The 22,014-nt window shown below is 73.6% G+C and carries 19 protein-coding genes; 13 read left to right on the forward strand and 6 right to left on the reverse strand.

The genetic code is table 11. The features are described 5' to 3' along the window. The first annotated feature begins 120 nt into the window (after positions 1–120). The 4 genes from ACIGO6_RS29740 to ACIGO6_RS29755 all read left to right on the forward strand — a co-directional run bounded on the left by ACIGO6_RS29740 (position 121) and on the right by ACIGO6_RS29755 (position 5,509). Positions 121–1,209 carry a glycine betaine/L-proline ABC transporter ATP-binding protein gene (locus ACIGO6_RS29740; protein WP_399881688.1) on the forward strand — a complete coding sequence of 363 codons (1,089 nt, stop codon included), beginning with the start codon at positions 121–123 and terminating at the stop codon, positions 1,207–1,209. Next, complete coding sequence (locus tag ACIGO6_RS29745) at positions 1,202–3,817, forward strand: ABC transporter permease/substrate binding protein (protein WP_399881690.1); 2,616 nt, start codon at positions 1,202–1,204, stop codon at positions 3,815–3,817. Before ACIGO6_RS29740 ends, ACIGO6_RS29745 begins: the two co-directional genes overlap by 8 nt. Positions 3,818–4,223: 406 nt before the next feature. Beyond that, complete coding sequence (locus ACIGO6_RS29750; protein ID WP_399881692.1) at positions 4,224–4,793, forward strand: helix-turn-helix domain-containing protein; 570 nt, start codon at positions 4,224–4,226, stop codon at positions 4,791–4,793. Further along, on the forward strand, positions 4,790–5,509 hold the full coding sequence (locus ACIGO6_RS29755; RefSeq protein ID WP_399881694.1) for a helical backbone metal receptor: 720 nt from the start codon (positions 4,790–4,792) through the stop codon (positions 5,507–5,509). The genes ACIGO6_RS29750 and ACIGO6_RS29755 overlap by 4 nt, the downstream gene beginning before the upstream one ends. Here ACIGO6_RS29755 and ACIGO6_RS29760 read toward each other — a convergent pair. Next, a complete protein-coding gene (locus tag ACIGO6_RS29760) occupies positions 5,436–6,593 on the reverse strand; it encodes a TDT family transporter (protein WP_399881696.1) in 1,158 nt (385 codons plus the stop codon). The two genes, ACIGO6_RS29755 and ACIGO6_RS29760, sit on opposite strands and share 74 nt — an antisense overlap. A gap of 70 nt (positions 6,594–6,663) precedes the next feature. Between ACIGO6_RS29760 and ACIGO6_RS29765 the strand changes: the two genes are divergently transcribed. Continuing rightward, on the forward strand, positions 6,664–7,632 hold the full coding sequence (locus ACIGO6_RS29765; RefSeq protein ID WP_399881698.1) for a LysR family transcriptional regulator: 969 nt from the start codon (positions 6,664–6,666) through the stop codon (positions 7,630–7,632). Positions 7,633–8,270: 638 nt separating this feature from the next. Here the strand turns inward: ACIGO6_RS29765 and ACIGO6_RS29770 are convergent. After that, the gene (locus ACIGO6_RS29770) at positions 8,271–8,963 is read right to left on the reverse strand and encodes a gamma-glutamyl-gamma-aminobutyrate hydrolase family protein (protein WP_399881700.1); all 693 of its coding nucleotides are present in this window, start codon (positions 8,961–8,963) and stop codon (positions 8,271–8,273) included. Positions 8,964–9,042: 79 nt separating this feature from the next. Further along, on the reverse strand, positions 9,043–9,777 hold the full coding sequence (locus ACIGO6_RS29775; RefSeq protein WP_399881702.1) for a FadR/GntR family transcriptional regulator: 735 nt from the start codon (positions 9,775–9,777) through the stop codon (positions 9,043–9,045). Between the two features lie 73 nt (positions 9,778–9,850). Between ACIGO6_RS29775 and glnA4 the strand changes: the two genes are divergently transcribed. The 4 genes from glnA4 to ACIGO6_RS29795 are packed head-to-tail and all read left to right on the forward strand — an operon-like array spanning position 9,851 to position 14,479. Then, positions 9,851–11,215, forward strand: coding sequence for a gamma-glutamylethanolamide synthetase GlnA4 (gene glnA4 / locus ACIGO6_RS29780; RefSeq protein WP_399881704.1), 1,365 nt, complete (start codon positions 9,851–9,853; stop codon positions 11,213–11,215). Positions 11,216–11,223: 8 nt separating this feature from the next. Then, positions 11,224–12,615: an aldehyde dehydrogenase family protein gene (locus ACIGO6_RS29785; RefSeq protein WP_399881706.1), complete on the forward strand. Its 1,392-nt coding sequence runs from the start codon at positions 11,224–11,226 to the stop codon at positions 12,613–12,615. A 6-nt stretch (positions 12,616–12,621) separates the two neighbouring features. Next, entirely contained in the window at positions 12,622–13,404 is a 783-nt protein-coding gene (locus ACIGO6_RS29790; protein ID WP_399881708.1) for a 3-oxoacyl-ACP reductase, read from the forward strand. A gap of 37 nt (positions 13,405–13,441) precedes the next feature. After that, positions 13,442–14,479 (forward strand): DUF2510 domain-containing protein, encoded by a 1,038-nt coding sequence (locus ACIGO6_RS29795; protein WP_399881881.1) that lies wholly within the window; start codon positions 13,442–13,444, stop codon positions 14,477–14,479. Between the two features lie 23 nt (positions 14,480–14,502). On the opposite strand, the gene ACIGO6_RS29800 is transcribed toward ACIGO6_RS29795, so the two are convergent. Beyond that, complete coding sequence (locus tag ACIGO6_RS29800; RefSeq protein ID WP_399881710.1) at positions 14,503–15,705, reverse strand: amino acid deaminase/aldolase; 1,203 nt, start codon at positions 15,703–15,705, stop codon at positions 14,503–14,505. A gap of 285 nt (positions 15,706–15,990) precedes the next feature. Between ACIGO6_RS29800 and ACIGO6_RS29805 the strand changes: the two genes are divergently transcribed. Both ACIGO6_RS29805 and mycP read left to right on the forward strand, forming a co-directional pair. Then, complete coding sequence (locus ACIGO6_RS29805; protein WP_399881712.1) at positions 15,991–17,721, forward strand: hypothetical protein; 1,731 nt, start codon at positions 15,991–15,993, stop codon at positions 17,719–17,721. Beyond that, positions 17,718–18,896, forward strand: a complete 1,179-nt coding sequence (gene mycP / locus ACIGO6_RS29810) for a type VII secretion-associated serine protease mycosin (protein WP_399881714.1) — start codon at positions 17,718–17,720, stop codon at positions 18,894–18,896. The genes ACIGO6_RS29805 and mycP overlap by 4 nt, the downstream gene beginning before the upstream one ends. Here the strand turns inward: mycP and ACIGO6_RS29815 are convergent. Continuing rightward, positions 18,881–19,627 (reverse strand): serine hydrolase, encoded by a 747-nt coding sequence (locus ACIGO6_RS29815; protein ID WP_399881883.1) that lies wholly within the window; start codon positions 19,625–19,627, stop codon positions 18,881–18,883. The genes mycP and ACIGO6_RS29815 overlap by 16 nt on opposite strands. 159 nt (positions 19,628–19,786) lie before the next feature. Between ACIGO6_RS29815 and ACIGO6_RS29820 the strand changes: the two genes are divergently transcribed. After that, a complete protein-coding gene (locus tag ACIGO6_RS29820; RefSeq protein ID WP_399881716.1) occupies positions 19,787–20,530 on the forward strand; it encodes an SseB family protein in 744 nt (247 codons plus the stop codon). On the opposite strand, the gene ACIGO6_RS29825 is transcribed toward ACIGO6_RS29820, so the two are convergent. Then, positions 20,521–20,877, reverse strand: coding sequence for a DUF1844 domain-containing protein (locus tag ACIGO6_RS29825; RefSeq protein WP_399881718.1), 357 nt, complete (start codon positions 20,875–20,877; stop codon positions 20,521–20,523). The two genes, ACIGO6_RS29820 and ACIGO6_RS29825, sit on opposite strands and share 10 nt — an antisense overlap. 398 nt (positions 20,878–21,275) lie before the next feature. Between ACIGO6_RS29825 and infC the strand changes: the two genes are divergently transcribed. Continuing rightward, positions 21,276–21,929 carry a translation initiation factor IF-3 gene (infC, locus tag ACIGO6_RS29830; protein WP_399881885.1) on the forward strand — a complete coding sequence of 218 codons (654 nt, stop codon included), beginning with the start codon at positions 21,276–21,278 and terminating at the stop codon, positions 21,927–21,929. The last annotated feature ends 85 nt before the right edge of the window (positions 21,930–22,014 follow it).

Raw genomic sequence — 22,014 nt, forward strand, 5'->3', positions numbered from 1 at the left:
CTTAAATGTTTGACGCATAAAGATCAGGGCAGGCGCGCACCCGGGTCGAAGCTGGTTGATGCATTCAACTGTTAGCAAGGCTTCGTTTCCCGGTCCCTGTTCCCGATCCAAGAGGTAAGCGTGTCAGCCAGGCTAGAGGCCGAGAACCTGTACAAGGTCTTCGGTAGAAAACCGGACCAGGCGGTCGAACGACTGCGCAAGGGAGCCAACCGGGAGGAACTGCGCGCCGACGGCATCACGGCCGCCGTCATCGACGCGTCCTTCGCCGTGGAGCCCGGCGAGATCTTCGTGGTCATGGGGCTGTCCGGGTCCGGCAAGTCCACGCTGCTGCGCATGCTCAACGGTCTGCTGGAGCCGACCGCCGGGCACGTCCGCTTCGGCGGCGAGGACCTCACCGAGATCAGTGAGCGCCAGCTGCGCGAGGTCCGCTCCAAGAAGATCAGCATGGTCTTCCAGCACTTCGCGCTCTTCCCGCACCGCAGCGTCCGTGACAACGCTGCCTACGGTCTTGAAGTGCAGGGCGTGCCCCGCGCCGAGCGCGAACGCCGCGCCGACGAGGCGCTCGCCCTGTGCGGCCTGGCCGGCTGGGAGAAGTCCTGGCCCGACGAGCTGTCCGGCGGCATGCAGCAGCGTGTGGGCCTGGCCCGCGCGCTGGCCACCGACGCCGACCTGCTGCTCATGGACGAGTCCTTCAGCGCGCTGGACCCGCTGATCCGCCGCGACATGCAGGACCAGCTGATCGAGCTGCAGAAGACCCTGAAGAAGACCATCGTCTTCATCACCCACGACCTCAACGAGGCCATGCGCCTGGGCGACCGCATCGCCGTCATGCGCGACGGCGAGATCGTGCAGATAGGCACGGCGCAGGACATCCTCATACGTCCCGCCAACGACTACGTCGCCTCCTTCACCCAGGACGTCGACCGCTCCCGTGTGCTCACCGCCGGAGCCGTCATGGAGACCGAACTGCGCGGCGACGAGGCCGACTGCGCCTGCGAGACGGCGACGCCCGAGACCCCGTTCACCGAGCTGTGCGCGATCAGCGCCCGCGTGCCGCACGCCGTGGCGGTCGTCGACGGCGAGGGCGGCCTCGTGGGCGTGGTGCCCTCGCGCCGTCTCATCGGCTTCCTGGGCGACGAGCAGGCCGACGCCGGCACCTGCGACTCCCCGCGCGACAAGGGCCCCGAGAAGGTGATGGCCCGTGCCTAGGATTCCGCTCGGCGACTGGGTCAACAACGCCGTCGACTGGCTGCTCGAACACGTCGCGTGGCTCTTCGACTTCCTGAAGACCGTCTTCACCGGCACCTACGACGGCATCAACGCCGTCCTCCAGGCGCCCGAACCGCTGCTCCTCGTCGGCATCTTCGCGGTCATCGCCTTCTGGCTGCGCGGCACGCTCGCCGGTGTTCTCACCTTCCTCGGATTCGCGTTCATCGTCTCCATGGAGCTGTGGGAGAACGCGATGATCACCCTGGCGCTGGTGCTCGTCGCGACCATCATCGCGCTGGTCGTCGCGGTGCCCGTGGGCATCTGGGCGGCCCGCTCCGACCGGGTCAGCGGCATCGTCCGGCCCGTGCTGGACTTCATGCAGACGCTGCCCGCGATGATCTACCTCATCCCGGCGATCCTGTTCTTCGGCACCGGCGCCTCCGCGGGCATCGTCGCCACCCTGATCTTCGCGCTCGCCCCGGGCGTGCGCATGACCGAGCTGGGCATCCGCCAGGTCGACAAGGAGCTCGTCGAGGCCGCCGAGGCCTTCGGCACCACCCCCCGCAACACCCTGCTGCGCGTCCAGCTCCCGCTGGCGCTGCCCACGGTGATGGCGGGCGTCAACCAGGTCATCATGCTCGGCCTGTCCATGGCCGCGATCGCCGGCATGGTCGGCACCGGCGGCCTCGGCGGCGACGTCAACGAGGCCATCGGCCAGCTCAACGTCGGCCTCGGCTCCGAGTCCGGCGTGGCCATCGTGATCCTCGCGATCTACCTGGACCGCATGACCAGCGCCCTGGGCACCCAGGTCTCGCCGCTCGGTCGGCGCGCCGCCGCCAAGGCCCGCAGCATGGGCGGCCTGAAGATCTGGTCCTACCGGCCGCGCCCGCAGGTCGCCATGGTCGGCGTCGTGATCCTGGCGCTGGTGGCCGGCGGCATGGGCATGTTCGGCGGCTCCGGCGACGCCAAGAACGTCGCCGACGGCAAGAACGTCGGCCAGGGCAAGCAGGTCACCCTCGGCTACGTCCCGTGGGACGAGGGCGTCGCCTCCACCTTCCTGTGGAAGGAGATCCTCGAACAGCGCGGCTACGAGGTGGAGGCCAAGCAGTTCGACGCCGGGCCGCTCTACACCTCCCTCGCGCAGGGCGACATCGACATCGTCACCAACTCCTGGCTGCCGACCACCCACGAGCAGTACTGGCAGAAGTACGGCGACCGGCTCGACGACCTCGGCTCCTGGTACGACGAGACGTCGCTGGAGCTGACCGTCCCCGCGTACATGAAGGACGTCAACTCGCTGGCGGACCTCAAGGGCAAGGCCGACCTCTTCGGTGGCAAGATCACCGGCATCGAGGCCAGCGCCGGTGAGATGGCCCTGCTGAAGAGCAAGGTGCTGGGGGAGTACGGCCTCGACAAGGAGTACAAGGTCGTCGACAGCTCCACCCCGGCGATGCTGGCCGAGCTGAAGCGGGCCATGAGCAAGAAGGAACCGATCGTCGTCACGCTTTGGTCCCCGCACTGGGCGTACAACGACCTCGACCTGAAGAAGCTCGAGGACCCCAAGGGCGCCTGGGGCGAGGGCGACGGCGTGCACACGCTGTCCCGCAAGGGCTTCGCCGGCGACGACCCCGCCGTCGCCCGGTGGCTGAAGGACTTCGAGCTCACCGAGAAGCAGCTCACCAGCCTCGAGGCCGAGATCAACAAGGCCGGCAAGGGCAAGCAGCAGGACGCCGTCCGTGCCTGGCTGAACGACAACCCGGGCGTCGTCGACAAGCTGGCCCCGGTCGAGGGCGGCTCCGGTGACACCCCCGCCGAGGCCAAGCGGCCCGTGGACGTGGCCTGGTTCCCCTGGGACGAGGACATCGCCGTCACCTACCTGTGGAAGAACGTCCTCGAGCGGCGCGGCTACAAGCTGAACCTGAAGCAGATGGACGTCGGCCCGGTCTACACCGGCCTGGCCTCCGGCGACCTCGACCTCAACTTCGACGCCTGGCTGCCCCACGCCCAGAAGAACTACTGGGAGAAGAACAAGGACAACCTCACCGACCTGGGCACCTGGTACGAGCCGACCTCACTGGAGATCGCCGTCCCCTCGTACGTGAAGGACGTCAAGTCCCTCGCGGACCTCAAGGGCAAGGCCGACCTCTTCGACGGCAGGATCATCGGCATCGAGCCCGGCACCGGTGAGATGCAGTTGCTCAAGAACGAGGTCATGCCGGGCTACGGCCTGGAGGACGAGTACGAGGTCGTCGACGGCTCCACGCCGGCGATGCTGGCCGAGCTCAAGCGCGCCCTGGCCAAGAAGGAGCCGGTCGCGGTCACGCTCTGGTCGCCGCACTGGGCGTACAGCGAGTACGAGCTGACCAAGTTGAAGGACCCGAAGAAGGCCTTCGGTGAGGGCAACACGATCCGCACCATCTCCAGCAAGAAGTTCCCCGAGCAGTATCCGCAGCTCACCAAGTGGATCAAGGGCTTCCACATGAGCGAGGACGAGCTCGGCACCCTGGAGGCCGAGATCAAGAACCGCGGTCAGGGCCACGAGGAGGAAGCCGTCGCGGCCTGGCTGGAGGAGCACCCGGACATGGTCGAACGGATGACCCCGCAGTAGTACGAGCAGTACGGTCGGTTCCCCGAGGGGTGGGCCGGTCGCGCCCGTTGACGGCGCGGCCCGGCCCACCCCTCGGGTCGTCCTCGGTGGGGACACGGTAAGGATCCGGACAACCACGGAGCGCCAAGCCCCCGCCTGAGCCTCGGGTACCGGGGCGGGACGGACGGGTGGGAACATGGAGTGCGGTCCACGCCTTGAACCGGTGAGGTGTCCGGCGTGGTGGACGGGGTGGCCGTCCGTTGGCGAGAAATGTGAGGTCCCGGCCACCGCACCGTGACGTCGATGTGACGGCCGCATGAAACGGTTTGCCGAACATGCGTAGGGTGCAGAGAACTCATCAGGAGGACGGCGCCCGGGGGCGGGTGCCGCGGCGGTACGGCGACGAGTGAAGGAGGGAGCCGGAGCGATGGGCGACCACAAAGATCAGCACCTTCGGGTGGGCGCGGCCGTACGGCGGCGGCGCCGGGCCCTCGAGCTCACCCTCGCCGTAGTGTCCGAGCGCAGCGGTCTGTCCGTGCCCTTCCTGAGCCAGATCGAGAACGACCGGGCGCGGCCCAGCCAGACCTCCCTGGAGAAGGTCGCCGACGCCCTGCGCACCACCGCCGTGGAGCTGCTGGCCGCCGCCGACCCCGCGTGCAGCGTGGACGTGGTCCGCGCCGAGGACCCGGACCCGGAGCTGGCCCCCCAGGTGCGCTCCCTGGTGCGCGGACACCACCAGATGCACGCCTCGGAGTTCACCGGCGACCACGACGCGGGCCGGGAACTGCAGTACCGCAACGACCAGTTGATGTACGTCGCCGAGGGAGCCGTGGAGATCGAGGCCGAGGGCCGCGCCTACCGGCTGGGGCGTGGCGACACGCTGTACCTCACCGGCGGGGTGCGGCACCGCTGGCGGGCCACGGTGCCCGACACCCGGCTCGTCGTGGTCGCCGTCGCCGAGCACATCGAGGCGGTCCGTGACCGGCCACGCCGGTGAGGGTCGTTTCGCTCGTCCCGTCGCTGACCGAGGCCGTGGCCGTGACGGTCCCCGGTGCCCTGGTCGGCGCCACCGACTGGTGCACGCACCCCGCCGGCCTCGACGTCGTACGCGTCGGCGGCACGAAGAACCCCGCCGTCGAGCGGGTCCTCTCCCTCGCCCCCGACCTGGTGGTCGCCAACGAGGAGGAGAACCGCGCCCCCGATCTGGACGCCCTGCGCGCGGCGGGCGTCGAGGTGCTGGTCACCGAGGTGCGTACCGTGCCGCAGGCCTTCACCGAGCTGGCCCGGGTGCTGGCGGCCTGCGGCGCGGCGTCCCGGCCCCGGTGGCTGGACGAGGCGGAGGCGGCCTGGTCGGCCCTGCCGTCCGCCGAGCCGCGCCGCACGGCCGTCGTACCGATCTGGCGCAGACCCTGGATGGTGCTGGGCCGGGACACCTTCGCGGGCGACGTACTGGCCCGCCTCGGCGTCGACCACCTGTACGCCGGGCACGCCGAGCGCTATCCGAAGATCCCGGTCGAGGAACTGCGGGCGGCCCGCCCGGACATCGTGGTCCTGCCGGACGAGCCGTACCGCTTCACCGCCGACGACGGGCCGGAGGGCTTCCCGGGTCTGCCCTGCGCCCTCGTCGACGGGCGCTGCCTCACGTGGTACGGGCCGTCGCTGGGTGAGGCGCCCCGGGTGCTGGGCGCGGCCCTGCGAGCAGCGCACCGCTGACCACGCCGCGCGCGGTGTGCACGGCGGCCACCGCCCAGGCGACGACGAGGACGGCGTACAGCAGGACGCCGAGTCCGTCGTAGGCGGCGAGGCCCGTGTGCCGGGCCAGCGCCTCGGCGCCGGTGACACAGGTGCCCACCGGGAAGGTGAACGACCACCACGTCATCGAGAAGCCCATGCCCGCCCGCCGGGCCCGGACGACGTGCGCGACGGCGAGGCACAGCCACATCAGGGCGAAGCCCATCACGGGCACGCCGTACAGCACGGCGAGCACCCCGAAGCCCTCGGCGTAGGGGCCCGGTACGACCCCCGGGGCCACGTCCGCGAACTTTCCCACCGCGGTCGTCGACTGCCCGAGCGGGCCGAGCACCAGGAACAGCGACGGGGTGAGCGCGAGCGGGAGCGGGCCGCCGGTGAGCAGCCGGCCGAAGATCACCGGCAGCGTCACCAGGGTCGCGAGCAGACTCACCCCGAACAGGGCGACACAGGCGAGCAGCAGCGTCTCGCGGGGCTGCCCCGGCGGGAGATGGGGGACCAGCAGCGGACCGACGGCCGCGGACACCATCGGCGCGACCAGCGGAAGCAGCCACACGGGAGACGCCTGCCCAGGCTCTATTCGGTGGCGTACGGCCATCAGGTACGGCACGGCGACCGCCGCCGCGAGTCCGACGACCGTACCGGCGGTGAACAGCACGGCGTCGAGGGCGACCGCGGCCGGTGTGCCGATCCAGTCCCGGCCGAGGGACACGGCGCCGCCGCCGACGGCCAGCAGCGCCATCGACAGACAGCCGTAGAACGGGGCCGCCGCCGGGTCGAGCAGATGGGCGCGGGCCTGGTCGCGGTGGTGGCGCCAGTGCAGGGACCGGGCCACGAGCAGGACGGCGAGCAGGACGAGGGACAACGCCCAGACCGTGGTGCAGACGGCGCGCAGCCCGGGCACGTGCCCCGGCAGCGTCGCGCCCGCGGTGCCGACGATGGCGGTGCCCATGACGCAGGCGTACCAGTTCGGCCCGAGATGACGGACGGCCGGGACGCGACGGGGCGGGGCGGCGGCGGGGGACAGGGGCTGGGCTGCGGTGACCATGCGACCACGGTCCCGGTGGCCGAAGGCCCTGACCAGGGATCATGTTCCTATGAGGGCATAAGCTGGAGTTATGAGCAGCAGTGCGGGTGGTACGGGCGGTGCGGGCAGGACGGAGGGCGGTCAGGACACACCGGGGCGGCAGGTGGCGGGTTCGCTGGCGCACCGGGTTCCGGATCTCGGCGCCATGGAGTTGCTGCTGGCGGTGGCGCGCCTCGGCAGTCTCGGCGGGGCTGCCCGCGAGCTGGGCATCACCCAGCCGGCCGCCAGCAGCCGCATCCGCTCGATGGAACGCCAGCTGGGGGTCGCCCTGGTGGACCGCTCACCGCGGGGGTCCCGGCTCACCGACGCCGGCGCACTGGTCACGGACTGGGCCCGCCGGATCGTGGAGGCGGCCGAGGCGTTCGACGCGGGTGCGCAGGCGCTGCGGGACCGGCGGGACTCGCGGCTGCGGGTGGCGGCGAGCATGACGATCGCCGAGTATCTGCTGCCGGGCTGGCTGGTCGCCCTCCGCGGCCAGCTGCCGGACACCGCGGTGTCGCTGCTCGCCGGGAACTCCGCGGCGGTGGCGGAGCGTCTGCTGTCCGGCGAGGCCGACCTGGGGTTCGTGGAGGGGGTCAGCGTTCCGTCGGGCCTCGACTCGGCCGTCATCGCCCACGACCGGCTGATCGTCGTGGCCGCACCGGGGCACCCGTGGGCCCGTCGCCGACGTCCGCTCGCCGCGGCAGAACTGGCGGCGACCCCGCTCATCCTGCGGGAGAAGGGCTCCGGAACCCGGCAGGTCCTCGACGCGGCGCTGGGCGGACTGGCCCGCCCCCTGATCGAACTGTCCTCGACCACGGCGGTGAAGGCGGCGGCCGTGGGCGGCGCCGGCCCCTCCGTCCTCAGCGAACTCGCCGTCGGCGAGGAGCTGGCGACCCGGCGCCTGGTGAGCGTCCCGGTGGCCGACGTCGCCCTCGCCCGCGACCTGCGGGCGGTATGGCCAACGGGCCACCGCCCGACGGGCCCGGCCCGCCAACTCCTCTCCCTGACCCGAGCCTGACCCTGCCCGCGGCTCCGCCCGGGCCGGGTGACCTCGTCGTTCGCCCCCGGGGCTGTTCGTGCGGACTGCGCCGGGGGCGGATGGCGTCGTCCGGGCCCGGACGCTGATCGCGCCGCCCGCGCCGGGAGCTGGTCGCGTCGCCCACCGGAGCTGCCGTGCGAGGGCGCCGTTTCTCGAACCTCGCGCCCAGCGCGCACCGGCTCTCGCCCGCAGCAGCGTCGCCGCCGCCTCCTCCACGGTCGGGGCCGCCCCGGTCGCGGCGCCGGCCGTCGGCGGAGGGCGGGGCGGTCGTCATACGCGTCCCGGCTGCCGAACGTACCCGCCCTGCTCACCAGCCCCGTCGCTTTCCGTCGGCCGGGCGTGGCGGCTGTCGCCGCTGACCGGAGCCCCGGCCCACGGGCCGACGCTCCGCCTGCGCACCCGCACACGCGTCCCTGCTCACCCGCCGCGTCGCTTCCCTCCCGGACGGGCGCGGCGGCTGTGGTCGCTGGACGGCCCCGTGCCGCCCGCCGAGGCTCGGCCCGCAGCCGCCCGCAGCCGCCCGCAGCCGCCCGCAGCCGCCCGCAGCCGCCCGCACGCGCCCCCGCTCACCCCGCCGCGTCGCCTCCCCGCGCGCCGGGCCGGGCGTCAGGTTCCGGTCAGTCCGGTGTCGATGCGTCGACCAGGGCTCGCATCACCCGTACGTCCTCGCCCATCTCCGGGTGCCACTGCACGCCGAGGACCCAGCCGGGGGCGGACGGCAGTTCCAGGGCCTCCACCGTGCCGTCCGCCGCGTGGGCCGACGGGACCAGGCCCGTGCCCAGCCGGTCCACCGCCTGGTGGTGGTACGTCGGCACGAACGTCTCCTCGGGCACGACACCGGCGTACAGCGTCCCCGGTACCGGCTTGACCGGGTGGCCGCCGAACACGCCGACCACCTCGGCGTGGCCCTCGATGTGCTGGACGAGGGTGCCGCCCAGGGCGACGTTCAGCAGCTGCATGCCCCGGCAGACGCCCAGCAGCGGGAGGTGTGCGTCCAGGGCCGCCTCGATGAGCGCCAGCTCCCAGGTGTCCCTGGCCCGGGCCGGCGGGCCGGTGCGCGGTCCGGGCTCGGCGCCGTAGCGGACCGGCTCGACGTCGGGGCCGCCCGCGATCACGAGCCCGTCCAGGCGGGCGACGGTCGCCGCGGCGTGCTCCGGCACGTCGGGCGGCAGCATCGCGGCCAGCCCGCCGGCCCGCTGCACGAGCCGCGGATACCCGGCCGGCAGCAACGCCGCATCCAGCTCCCACACGCCCCAGCGCGCCCCGGACTCCAGGTACGTACTGACGCCGATCAGCGGCCTGTCCGTCATGCGACCTCCGACCTCCCGTCGTAGCCGGTAATGGCGCTTCCCCATACCTTTGCCGCACCACGCCATGCCGGCAACCCGCTCACGCCAGAAACCCGCGCAGCAGCGCCGCCGTCCCCGCGCAGTGCTCCCGCATGATCTCCCGCGCCCCGTCCGCGTCCCCGTCGAGCACGGCCTCCACGAGCGCGGTGTGCTGCCGCTGCGAGTGCTCCAGGTTGCGCACCAGCAGGGGGATGCAGTCCAGCAGGCCGTTCACCGTCGCCCGTACGCGCGCGTACTGCGCGGTCAGCGTCGGCGAGCCGCACAGCTCGGCGATCGCCAGGTGCAGCATCGTGTCGAGCCGCCGGTACTCCGCCAGCGGCGCGTCGTGCGTGCCCTCCAGCGCCGTGCGCAGCCGCGCCGCCCGCCCGTCCGTCAGCCCGTGCGCCGCGCACAGCCCGGCCGCGCCCACCTCCAGCACCTCCCGGAAGCGCAGCACGTCCTCGAGGTCCACCCCGGCGATCCGGCGCCGCAGCTCGACCTCCCCGCCGGCGTCCGGGCGCGGCAGCACGAACGTGCCCCCGTACCGGCCGCGCCGGGCCTCCACCAGCCCCTGGTCCTGGAGCACCCGCAGCACCTCGCGCAGCGTCACCCGGCTGATCCGCAGCCGCTCCGCCAGCTCCCGCTCCGAGGGCAGCCGCTCACCGGCGGGCACCAGGCCCAGCCTGACGACCTGGAGGATCTGCTCCAGCGCCTCCTCGAAGCCGTTCCCCGCCCGCACCGGCCGCAGCACCGGCGTGAGCCGGTCCGGCGCATTCCCCGCGGTGTGCTCCGGCATGCGGCCGCGCCCCCTTCCCAAGCAATGGTTCCCAGCAATACCTTATGGTCCCCGGCCAGAAGGAGCCCTCCCCGTGGCAGACCGCACACCCCCGCTCGGTGTCGAGGAACTGCACGCAGCCGTCGCGGGCGGCGAGATCGACACCGTCGTCCTGGCCTTCCCCGACATGCAGGGCCGCCTCCAGGGCAAGCGGTTCGCCGCGCGCTTCTTCCTCGACGAGGTCCTGAGACACGGCACCGAGGGCTGCAACTACCTCCTCGCCGTCGACGCCGACATGAACACCGTCGACGGCTACGCGATGTCCTCCTGGGACCGCGGCTACGGCGACTTCGCCCTGCACACCGACCCGGCCACCCTGCGCCGCCTGCCGTGGCACGAGGGCACCGCGATGGTCTTCGCCGACCTCGCCTGGGAGGACGGCTCCCCGGTGCTCGCCGCACCCCGGCAGATCCTGCGCCGCCAGCTCGAACGCCTCGCCGGACACGGGTACACCGCCCAGGTCGGCACGGAGCTGGAGTTCATCGTCTTCCGGGACACCTACGAACAGGCCTGGGACGCCAACTACCAGGGCCTGACCCCCGCCAACCAGTACAACGTCGACTACTCGGTCCTCGGCACCGGCCGCGTCGAACCCCTGCTGCGCCGCATCCGCAACGAGATGGCCGGCGCCGGCCTCACCGTCGAGTCCGCCAAGGGCGAGTGCAACCCCGGCCAGCACGAGATCGCCTTCCGCTACGACGAGGCCCTGGTCACCTGCGACCAGCACGCCGTCTACAAGACCGGCGCCAAGGAGATCGCCGCCCAGGAGGGCATGTCGCTCACCTTCATGGCCAAGTACAACGAGCGCGAGGGCAACTCCTGCCACATCCACCTCTCGCTCGCGGACGCCGACGGCCGCAGCGTCATGGCCAGCGGCCACAAGGGCGGCATGTCGAAGGTCATGCGCCACTTCCTCGCCGGTCAGCTCGTCGCCCTGCGCGAGTTCTCCCTCCTGTACGCCCCGCACATCAACTCCTACAAGCGGTTCCAGCCCGGCTCCTTCGCCCCCACCGCCGTCGCCTGGGGCCACGACAACCGCACCTGCGCCCTGCGCGTCGTCGGCCACGGACGCTCCCTGCGCTTCGAGAACCGGCTCCCCGGCGGCGACGTCAACCCGTATCTCGCGGTGGCCGGCATGGTGGCGGCCGGTCTGCACGGCGTCGAGCAGCGCCTGGAGCTGCCCGAGCCCTGCCCCGGCAACGCCTACGCCGCCGACTTCGCGCACGTCCCCACCACCCTGCGCGAGGCCGCCGAGCTCTGGGAGAACAGCACCCTCGCCAAGGCCGCCTTCGGGGACGAGGTCGTCGCCCACTACCGCAACATGGCGCGCGTCGAACTCGACGCCTGCGACGCCGCGGTCACGGACTGGGAGCTGCGCCGCTCCTTCGAACGCATGTGAGGCCCCACGTGTCCCATGAGCCGCATGAACTGCGCGTACTGAACCCCGCCACCGAAGAGGTCCTCGCCACCGTCCCCGCCGCCTCGGCCGCCGACGTCGACGCCGCCGTCGTACGGGCCGCACGGGCGCAGGAGCGCTGGGCGGCGCTCGCCCCCGGCGACCGTGCCCGGCTGCTGCGCCGGTTCGCCGCGGCGGTGGACGCGCACCTGGAGGAACTGGCGCTGCTGGAGGTCCGGGAGGCCGGACACACCGTCGGCAACGCCCGCTGGGAGGCCGGCAACGTCCGCGACCTGCTCGACTACGCCGCCGGGGGAGTGGAGCGGCTCACCGGACGTCAGATCCCGGTCGCCGGCGGCCTGGACGTGACCGTCCTCGAACCCCTCGGCGTCGTCGGCGTCATCGCGCCCTGGAACTTCCCGATGCCGATCGCGGCCTGGGGCACGGCACCGGCGCTCGCGGCGGGCAACGCGGTCCTCCTCAAGCCCGCCGAGACCACCCCGCTGACCGCGCTGCGGCTGGCCGCACTCGCCCTGGAGGCCGGCCTGCCCGAAGGCCTGTTCCAGGTGCTGCCCGGGCACGGGCCCGTCGCGGGCGACGCTCTCGTCGAGCACCCCGGCGTCGCGAAGATCGTCTTCACCGGGTCGACCACCGTGGGCCGACAGGTGGCGGCCAAGGGCGCCGCCCTCCTCAAGCCCGTCACCCTGGAACTCGGCGGCAAGAGCCCCAACATCGTCTTCGCCGACGCGGACATCGAGGCCGCGGCAGCCGCCACGCCGATGTCCTTCCTCGACAACTCCGGCCAGGACTGCTGCGCCCGCACCCGCATCCTCGTCCAGCGCACCGTGTACGACCGCTTCCTCGCCCTCCTGGCCCCCGCGATCGAGGCCGTCCGCGTCGGCGACCCGGCCGACGACGGCACCGACATGGGACCGCTGATCTCCCGCGCCCAACTGGACCGCGTCCGCTCCTACGTCCCCGCCGACGCCGACGGCATCCGAGGCAAGGCACCCGAGGGCGGCCCCGGCCACTGGTTCCCGCCCACCGTCCTCACCGGCGTCGACCCGCACGCGCGCGTGGCCGTCGAGGAGGTCTTCGGCCCCGTCGCCGTCGTCCTGCCCTTCGAGGACGAGGCCGACGCGATCCGCCTGGCCAACGCCACCGACTACGGTCTGTCCGGCTCGCTCTGGACGCGGGACGTCGGCCGCGCCCTGCGCGTCTCCCGAGCGGTGCGGGCCGGCAACCTGTCCGTCAACTCCCACTCCAGCGTCCGCTACTGGACGCCGTTCGGCGGGTTCAAGCAGTCCGGCCTCGGCCGCGAACTCGGCCCGGACGCGCTGACCGCCTTCACCGAGACCAAGAACGTCTTCATCAGCAACGTCTCGCCGAGCACGGAGGCCTAGCCACTCATGACCGAGGACATCATCTGCCGCCGCCTGGTCGGCCGTACCGCCGTCGTCACCGGGGCCGGCAGCGGCATCGGCCTCGCCTCCGCCCGCCGGCTCGCCGCCGAGGGCGCGCACGTCGTCTGCGGCGACGTCGACGAGACCCGGGGCAAGGCGGCGGCCGAGGAGACCGGCGGCATCTTCGTCGAGGCCGACGTCACCGAACCCGAGCAGGTCGAGGCACTGTTCGCGGCGGCGTACGACACCTACGGCAGCGTCGACGTCGCGTTCAACAACGCCGGGATCTCGCCGCCCGACGACGACTCCATCCTGGAGACCGGCCTGGAGGCCTGGAAGCGCGTCCAGGAGGTCAACCTGACCTCCGTCTACCTGTGCTGCAAGGCCGCCATCCCGTACATGCGCCGCCAGGGCAGGGGCTCGATCATCAACACGGCGTCCTTCGTGGCCCGGATGGGCGCCGCCACCAGCCAGATCTCGTACACCGCCTCCAAGGGCGGCGTCCTCGCCATGTCCCGCGAGCTGGGCGTGCAGTTCGCGCGGGAGGGCATCCGCGTCAACGCCCTGTGCCCCGGGCCGGTCAACACCCCGCTCCTGCAGGAGCTGTTCGCCAAGGACCCGGAGCGGGCCGCGCGCCGCCTCGTCCACATCCCGGTCGGGCGGTTCGCCGAGGCGACGGAGATCGCCGCCGCCGTCGCCTTCCTGGCCAGCGACGACTCCTCGTTCGTGAACGCCACCGACTTCCTGGTGGACGGCGGGATCTCGGGGGCGTACGTCACACCGCTGTAGATCACCGCGGGCGGCGCCCTACAGTGCCGGAATGAGCATGACGCCTCCACCCGGCTGGTACCGCGATCCGTCGGGCCCGCACCAGGAACGCTGGTGGGACGGCACGGCCTGGACCGAGCACCGGCGCGCCCCCGAAACCGCCGGGTACGGGGCGGCCCCGCCCCCGATGCAGCAGCCGATGCAGCAGGCGGCGCCTCAGCCGGTGCAGCAGCCGGTGCCCCATATGCAGCCCGGCCAGCCGTCGACCGTGCCGCTGTTCACGGGCGGCGGCCCCGGGCAGCGGCAGCCGGGCGCGGGGGGCGGGCGCGGGAAGGCCGTCGCCCTCGTCACCGCCGCGGCCGTGCTCGTCGCGGCGATCGTCACCGGCGTGTTCGTCCTCGGCGAGGACGACGGCACCGGACCGCAGACGCAGACTCCGCCGGCCACGGCGACCGCCCCCGACCCCGCGCCGACGAGTGGCGCACCGGCCCCCTCGCCGACCGCGTCCGAGTCCCCCGCCGGCGTCCCGGACGTGGTCGAGGACCAGCTCAACGGCATCACCTTCCCGCTGCCGGACGGCTGGATCCCGCCGAAGTACGTCGCCGAGGACGACGTCATGATGATCACCGACGGCACCTACGACTGCCCCGCCGACGGCAGCGTCTGCCGGCACGGCCTCGTCATCTCCCGCACCGTCACGGCGAACGCCGAGTCCTCCCCGAAGACCCTCGCCGAGCAGGACATCGAGGACGCGGCCGACGACGCCTACGACCGCGACCTCGTCGGCAACCAGCCCTTCGGCGGCATCGAGTCCCACGAGGAGGTGGGGGCCGGGCCGGTCGCCGTCGCCGGACGTGCCGGGTACTACGTGCGCTGGCGGGTGAAGACGGCCAAGGGACCAGGCGGCTACGTCCAGTCGATGGTGTTCCCCTCGACCGTCGGCACCGAGTCCCCGATCCTCGTCCGCTACGTCTTCGACGCCGGTGCGGACGGACCGCCGCTCGCCGAGATGGACCGGATCACCAAGGGCATCCGGCCCGTCGGCGACGCGGACACGGGCGGCGGCGTGGGCAGCGGCCTCGGCCCGACGCAGTGAGCCGCCGGAGGAAGAGCGAGCCGCTAGAGAAAGGTGCGGCCCTCACCGCGGTACGTCGGCACCGTCGCCGTCACCGTGTCCCCCTCCACCAGGTGCAGCGCGTCGAACCGCTCGCACAGCTCACCGGCCTTGGCGTGCCGGAACCACACCTTGTCGCCGATGAGCAGGTCGTCGGCGGGCGAGCCGAGCAGCGGCGTCTGGACCTCGCCGGCGCCCTCCTGGGGGTCGTAGCGCAGCCCCTCGGGCAGATACGGCACCGGCAGGCGGTCGGCGCCGGCCGCGCCGGAGGCCGGGTAGCCGCCGCCGAGGACCGTCACGGCCCCGACCCCGGGGCGCCGTACGACGGGCTGCGCGAACAGCGCCGCCGGACGCCCGCTGAACGACGTGTAGTTGTCGAAGAGCCGCGGCACGTACAGCCCGGACCCGGCGGCGATCTCCGTGACCGCGTCCTCGGCGGCGGTGTGCTGCACGCTGCCCGTGCCGCCGCCGTTGACGAACTCCAGGCCCGGCACCACGGCCCGGACCGCCCGCACCACCGCGGCACGCCGCTCGGCGAGCTCCCGGCGGGCGGCGGCCTGCATCAGCCGCACGGCACGCGACCGGAACGGACGCCCCGCCACCGCGTCGCCGACCCCGGCGACATGCCCCTCGTACGCCATGATGCCGACGACCTCGAACCCCGGCCGGCGGGCCACCGCGCGGGCCAGATCGGCGACCTCGGCGGGGGAGTGCAGCGGCGAGCGCCGGGCCCCGACCCGCACCCGCCCGCCGAGCAACTTCAGCGAGGTGTCGAGCTCCAGGCAGACCCGTACGACTTCCCGGCCGCCGTCGCGTGCCGCGTCGAGGAGGTCCAGCTGCGCAGGGTCGTCGATCATCACGGTCACGGCGGAGGCGAGCTTGGGGTCGGCGGCCAGCTCCGCGTACCCGGCGCGGTCCGCCGACGGATAGGCGAGCAGTACGTCCTCGAAACCGGAGCGGGCCAGCCACAGCGACTCGGCCAGGGTGAACGACATGACGCCCGCGAAACCCTCCTTGGCCAGGACCCGTTCGAGCAGCGCACGGCAGCGCACGGACTTGCTGGCGACCCGGATCGGCTTGCCGCCGGCCCGGCGGACCAGGTCGTCCGCGTTGGCGTCGAAGGCCTCCAGGTCCACGATGGCCACGGGGGCGTCCAGATGGGCGGTGGCCCGGTCGTAACGGGCCCGGTCGGCGGCGCGCGGAGTCATGGACGCAGCCTGCCAGACAGGATTACCGCAGGGTAGGGGGACGTTCCGGGCCAATGCCGCGGGCCCGCGGACTGGTTCCCCGCCGGGCCGGGGCACGCCGTAGAGTGACGCGCACGCACGGCGGTACGGCCCCGGCGGCCGGACCCCGGGGGCCGCGCCGGGATGGCGGTCCTCTCGTGCGGGTATGCGTGCCCGGGACGGACCGTTCCGCGCCGGGCCGGGGCAGGAGACCACATCACCGGCCCGCGCCGGAGAAACGGCCCGGTCCCGAGGAAACGGGGGAGCATGAGCACGGAAGCACGCCGCGCCCCCCTCCCCCCACACCCCCCGACTCCACCCCACCCCGCCGCCCCGCCGCACCCCGAGAGCCAGCCGCGCCTCGGTGGTGCGCCGCGCTTCGAGGAGCCGGCCGGCCCCGGTGGGGTGTCCCGTGCGGACGGTCCGCCGCGTCCCGACGTGGCGCCGGGCGCCGGCGGATCGCCGCGGCGTGACGTCCTGGCCGGTGCCGCCGTGCCGCCCCGGCCCGGTGTCCCGCCGCGTCCTGCCCAGGCGCCGGCGGCACGCGGCGCCGACGCGGCCGCGTCGGACCGGCGTCCGCCGGCGACGCGGAACCCGGACCGGAACAGTGAGCCGGCCCGGGACCGGGAAGGAGACGCCGGTACGGGGTATGGCATGCGGCGGGCCGAGGGGCCGTCGGACGACCGGACGTCGGGGGAGCAGAGCCCCGCCGAGGACGACGGCCGCCGTGCCTACCCACGCTTCCGGCTCACCCGTACCCACAGCAGCGCCTCCGCCACCGACCCCGCGCCCCCACCCCCGCGCGCCTCCGCCCGCTTTCCCGACGCCCCGCCGACCGTCGGCCGCGAGGCGTCGGGCGACAGCGGTGCGTCGCAGGCGGACCGCCCGGCCGCGCCGGCCGCACACGGTACGGGCGCCCCCGCGCAGCCCCCGCGAGAGCGCACCGCGGCGCACGTACCGCCCCACCGCCCCGGAGTCCCCGCGGAGACCCCGTCGGAGACGACCACGCGCCTGCGCCCGATCCCGGCGGAACAGGAACAGGAGCAGGAGCCCGAGCACGAGCCGGAGCAGACGTCGCGCACGCAACGGACGGCCGGCCCCGCGGACGCCCCCGTCCCCGCCGCTCCCGACCCCGCCCTGTCCTGGAGTGCCCCCACGGCGCCCGGCGCCGGCCGGCCCCTCGTGTCGTTCGGGGCGCCCGAGGGATACGACGAGCACGCCCGGCCACGCCCCCTCGGTGGGCGTCTGCGGCGTCCCCAGGCCGTCGCCGCCGCCGTCTGCCTCGTGCTCGGGCTGGGACTCGTCACCGGCGCCGTCACCGGCAGCTGGCTCGCCGGGGACTCCGGGGACGCCGACGCGCGCAGCGCCTTCACCGCGGCCGGGGACCTGTGGCACAGCGTGCCGGTCGACCGGCTGTTCCCACCCACCGTGCAGGGCCGGGGCGCCGGCCCCGGCGGCGCCGACCGCACCTGGACGCGGGTCGCCGTCGCCCCGGACAGCGGCTGCGAGGGCGCCTTCGACCCGCTGCTCGCCAAGGTCGTCGACCCGGTGGGCTGCCGGCGCCTGCTGCGCGCCACCTACACCGACGCCACCCGCAGCCACGTCACCACCGTCGGCCTGCTCTTCGCCAAGGCCGACGCCGCCGCCATGACCTCGCTGGCGGGCCGGTTCGAGAAGGAGGGCCTGGGCCGCCGCGACGACCTCATGCCCCTGCCGTACGCCGCGAAGGCCACCGTCGCTGCCGAGTTCGGCGCCGATCAGCGGGCCTCGTGGACGGTCTCCGTCCTCACCGACGCGCCCGTCGTCGTCTACGCCGTCTCCGGCTGGGCCGACGGCCGCACCGTCGACGATCCCCAGCCCGCCGAGGAGGCCATGGAGGCCGGCGCCTCCTCCGCACCCGCCCAGGCCGGCCTCGGCCACGAGGCGCAGGGCCTCGCCGACCGCGTCGAACGCGCCCTGCGCAAGAACGTCGGCCCGGCCACGGAGCACCCGTCGTGAACGCCCCCCACCGCCGCCGCGCAGGCGCCCTGAGCCTGTTCCTCGCCGCCGCCCTCGTCCTCGCCCCGGCGCCCGCCGCGCACGCCGACGGCATCCGCGCCCAGCAGTGGGCCCTGGACGCCATGCACACCCAGGAGGCGTGGCGCACCACCAAGGGCGCCGGCGTCACCGTCGCCGTCCTGGACACCGGCGTCGAGGCCGACCACCCGGACCTGGCCGGCAACGTCCTCACCGGCAAGGACCTGGTCGGCTTCGGCGCGAGCGAGGGCGACCGCGCCTGGGCCCGGCACGGCACCGCCATGGCCGGCATCATCGCCGCCCACGGCCACGGCGCCGACAACACCGAGGGCGTCATGGGCATCGCCCCGGAGGCGAAGATCCTGCCCGTCCGCGTGATCCTGGAGGACGGCGACCCCTCCCGCGCCAAGGCCCGCAAGACCCGCGGCAACGCCCTCGCCGAGGGCATCCGCTGGGCCGCCGACCACGGCGCCGACATCATCAACCTCTCCCTCGGCGACGACTCCGCCTCCGCCCACCCCGAGCCCGCCGAGGACGAGGCCATCCAGTACGCCCTGAAGAAGGGCGTGGTCGTCGTCGCCTCGGCCGGCAACGGCGGCGAGCTGGGCGACCACGTCTCCTACCCGGCCGCCTACCCGGGCGTCATCGCCGCGACCGCCGTCGACCGCTACGGCACCCGCGCCTCGTTCTCCACCCGCCGCTGGTACGCCACGGTCAGCGCCCCCGGCGTCGACGTGATCATCGCCGACCCCGACCACCGGTACTACGAGGGCTGGGGCACCAGCGCCGCCTCCGCCTTCGTCTCCGGTGCCGCGGCCCTGGTGAAGTCGGCCCACCCGGACCTCACCCCGGCCCAGGTCAAGAAGCTCCTGGAGGACACGGCCCGCAACGCCCCCGCCGAGGGCCGCGACGACTCCCGCGGCTTCGGCTTCGTCGACCCCGCCGCCGCCATCGAGGCCGCCGCACGTCTGAAGCCGGAGGGCCTGAAGGCGGCGGCGTACGGCGAGGAGTACTTCGGCTCCGGCCCGGACGCCCCCGCCTCCGACGACGGGCCCTCGGCCTGGGCGGCGCCGCTGGCCGGCGGCGCGGGCGGCGTCCTGATGGTCGCCGCCGTGGTCCTGTGGCGGGGCCGTCGCGAACGCTACGACGACTTCTGACCGCGGAGAGCGGGCCCGCCGCCGGCACCGCCCCGGGCGGCGCACACGGACACCGCCGCCCGCGCCACCTCCTCGGTCAGCGCGATCCCCGCCGCCAGGGTCGCGCTGCCCCGCGACACCACCGCCACCAGGTGGTCGCGACCGTCCGACGGGACCCGCCCGATGCTGTTGACCACCCACAGCCCGGTGGTGCTGCGGCGCAGCCAGCCGTTTTTCAGCGCCCACCCCGAGCCGTCGTGGCCGTCGGCCGCCGCCGACACCCCCCACCGCTGTCCGTCGGCGATCCGCCCCATCAGCCCCCGCACATACGTCCGCGAGGCCTCGCTCAGCCCGGAACCGTCCGCCACGAACACCTGGCGCAACAGCGCGACCTGATCGGCGGCCGTGGTCCGGGTGAGCCCCCACAGCCCGCCGTCGCCGCCCCGCGTCCGCGTGAGCCCGAAGCGCGCGTTCGCGGCGTCGAGCCCGTCCGCCGCCCCGATCGCCCGCCACAGCGCCGACGCCGAGTCGTTGTCACTGTTCGTGATCATGGCCACGGCGTACGACCTCTCGGCCGCGGTCGGCGCGCGCCCCGCGTCCTGCGCCTGGAGCAGCAGCGCCGCCAGGATGCCGACCTTCACGATGCTCGCCGTGTCGAAGACACCCGCGCCGTACGAGGCGCTCGCGCCGGAGTCCGTGTCGAGCACCGCCACCGACACCTCGGCCCCGTCCGCCACGGTCACCGACTCCATGGCCGCGGCCAGCAGCGCGTCACGGTCCACGTCCGGCCCCACCGTCCCCACCGATGCCTCCCCGCCCGCGGCTGCCGAGACCGACGACGATACGGCGCCGCCCCCGTCCTCGTGGGGCCCGCGACGAGCTGCTCACACCCTGGATTAAGGTCGGGGACCGTGGCGAACAAGAACATCCCCGACTCCGGCTACTCCGACGACGACGGCTCCGCCGACCCCCGGCTGAGCGCCGCGCTCGCCGCCTGGGCCGAGGACCGCACCGCCCTGGCACCGGTGCTGGAGGCGCTCAAGGGCGCCCGACTGCTGGTGCCCGTCGTGGCCGTCCTCGGCGAGGTGGAGGAGGACGAGAACGGGCTGCGCCGCGAGAAGACCAGCGACATGGCCGTACCGACCCTCAAGGCCGGCGACCGCACCGCGCTGCCCGCCTTCACGTCCACCGAGTCGCTCGCCCGCTGGGACCCCGGGGCCCGCCCCGTCGCCGTACCCGTGCACCAGGCGCTGCAGGCCGCCGCGCACGAGAAGGCGGACACGGTCGTACTGGACCTGGCGGGGCCGGTGCCGTTCGAGCTGACCGGAGCGGTGCTGCTGGCGCTGGCCGAGGGCCGTACGTCGATCGATCCGCTCGCCGACCCGGCCGTCGCCGAGGCCGTACGCGCCGCCCTGGCCGCCGAGCCCGCCGTACTCCGGGCCCACCTCGGGCCGGGCCGCGCGGACGGCACCCTGGCGCTGGTCCTGGATCCCGGGGCCGACCCGGCCACGGCCGCCCGCGCCGTCGCCGAGCGCCTGGCCGCCGACGAGACACTGAGGGCCCGCCTGGTGCGCGGCCTCGACCTGGCACTGCTGCCGGCCGGGGCGACGCCGCCGGGCGAGCCCTTGTACGTCAGGGGACAGGGTCAGCCGTAGATCGCTCCCGTGTACTTCTCGCCCGGCCCCTGGCCCGGCTCGTCCGGGATCAGCGAGGCCTCGCGGAAGGCCAGCTGGAGCGACTTCAGGCCGTCGCGCAGGGGGGCCGCGTGGAACGAGCTGATCTCGGTGGCGCTCGCGTCGAGCAGACCGGCCAGCGCGTGCACCAGCTTGCGGGCCTCGTCCAGGTCCTTGTGCGCGTCACCCTCCTCGGTCAGGCCCAGCTTCACGGCGGCGGCGCTCATCAGGTTGACGGCGACCGTGACGATCACCTCGACCGCGGGGACCTCGGCGATGTCGCGGGTCATGGCGTCGAAGTCGGGCGTCTCAGGAGGGGTCTCACTCATGCCGCCCACGATAGGCGCAGGGCGGCCGGTGGCCGTACCCGGCCCGGTCGCGGTCCCGGTTAGCCCTTCCCCTGCCGAGCTGCTAACCTTGTGTAACGACCGGTCGGACACGCACGCCCCACGGCTGCGAGCCCGGCCCACAAGTGGAGGCTCCGAACTCCCACCTGGCCGTCCTCAGGACGGCGGGTCACCGGTCAGGCGGTCCCGTCCCAGCGGCGGCGACCAGCCCGAAATCGCGCCCCGCGATCACACCGCGGCGGTGCTCCGGTAGCAGTTCCAGGAGCCCCGCCTGTGATCGTCCGGGGCATTTTTGTTGCGCCGGCGCGGTTAGGTCTATCGAACACAGACGTTACGCGGCTGTCCGCCAGACCGTCGCGTGGTGCTACCGAGGAGGATCCATCAGCGCCGAGCCCCGCATCAACGACCGGATTCGCGTTCCCGAGGTGCGACTTGTCGGTCCCAGCGGCGAGCAGGTCGGGATTGTCCCGCTTGCCAAGGCCCTGGAGCTTGCGCAGGAGTACGACCTCGACCTCGTCGAGGTCGCGGCGAACGCCCGTCCGCCCGTGTGCAAGCTCATGGACTACGGGAAGTTCAAGTACGAGTCGGCCATGAAGGCCCGTGAGGCGCGCAAGAACCAGGCGCACACGGTCATCAAGGAGATGAAGCTCCGGCCGAAGATCGACCCGCACGACTATGACACCAAGAAGGGTCACGTCGTCCGGTTCCTCAAGCAGGGCGACAAGGTCAAGATCACGATCATGTTCCGTGGTCGCGAGCAGTCCCGGCCGGAGCTCGGCTACCGACTGCTGCAGCGTCTCGCGGAGGACGTGGCCGACCTCGGGTTCGTCGAGTCGAACCCGAAGCAGGACGGCCGAAACATGATCATGGTTCTCGGTCCGCACAAGAAGAAGACCGAGGCGATGGCCGAGGCTCGCCAGGCGCAGGAAGCCCGCAAGGCGGAGGCGAAGGCCAACCCCGGCCGCTCGCAGAACGCTGCGGACGGCGACGCCGTGAACGCCGAGGCTCCGGCCGAGGCTTCCGCCGAGGCGTGACTCCGGGGGACGCCAGTCCCCAGGACGTAACCGATACAAGAGCGACGCTCCACCGTGCCCGGTTTCGCGACCGGGCATCGGAGCG

Origin of the sequence: Streptomyces sp. NPDC053750 (assembly GCF_044544295.1) — a bacterium.
Lineage (GTDB): Bacteria > Actinomycetota > Actinomycetes > Streptomycetales > Streptomycetaceae > Streptomyces.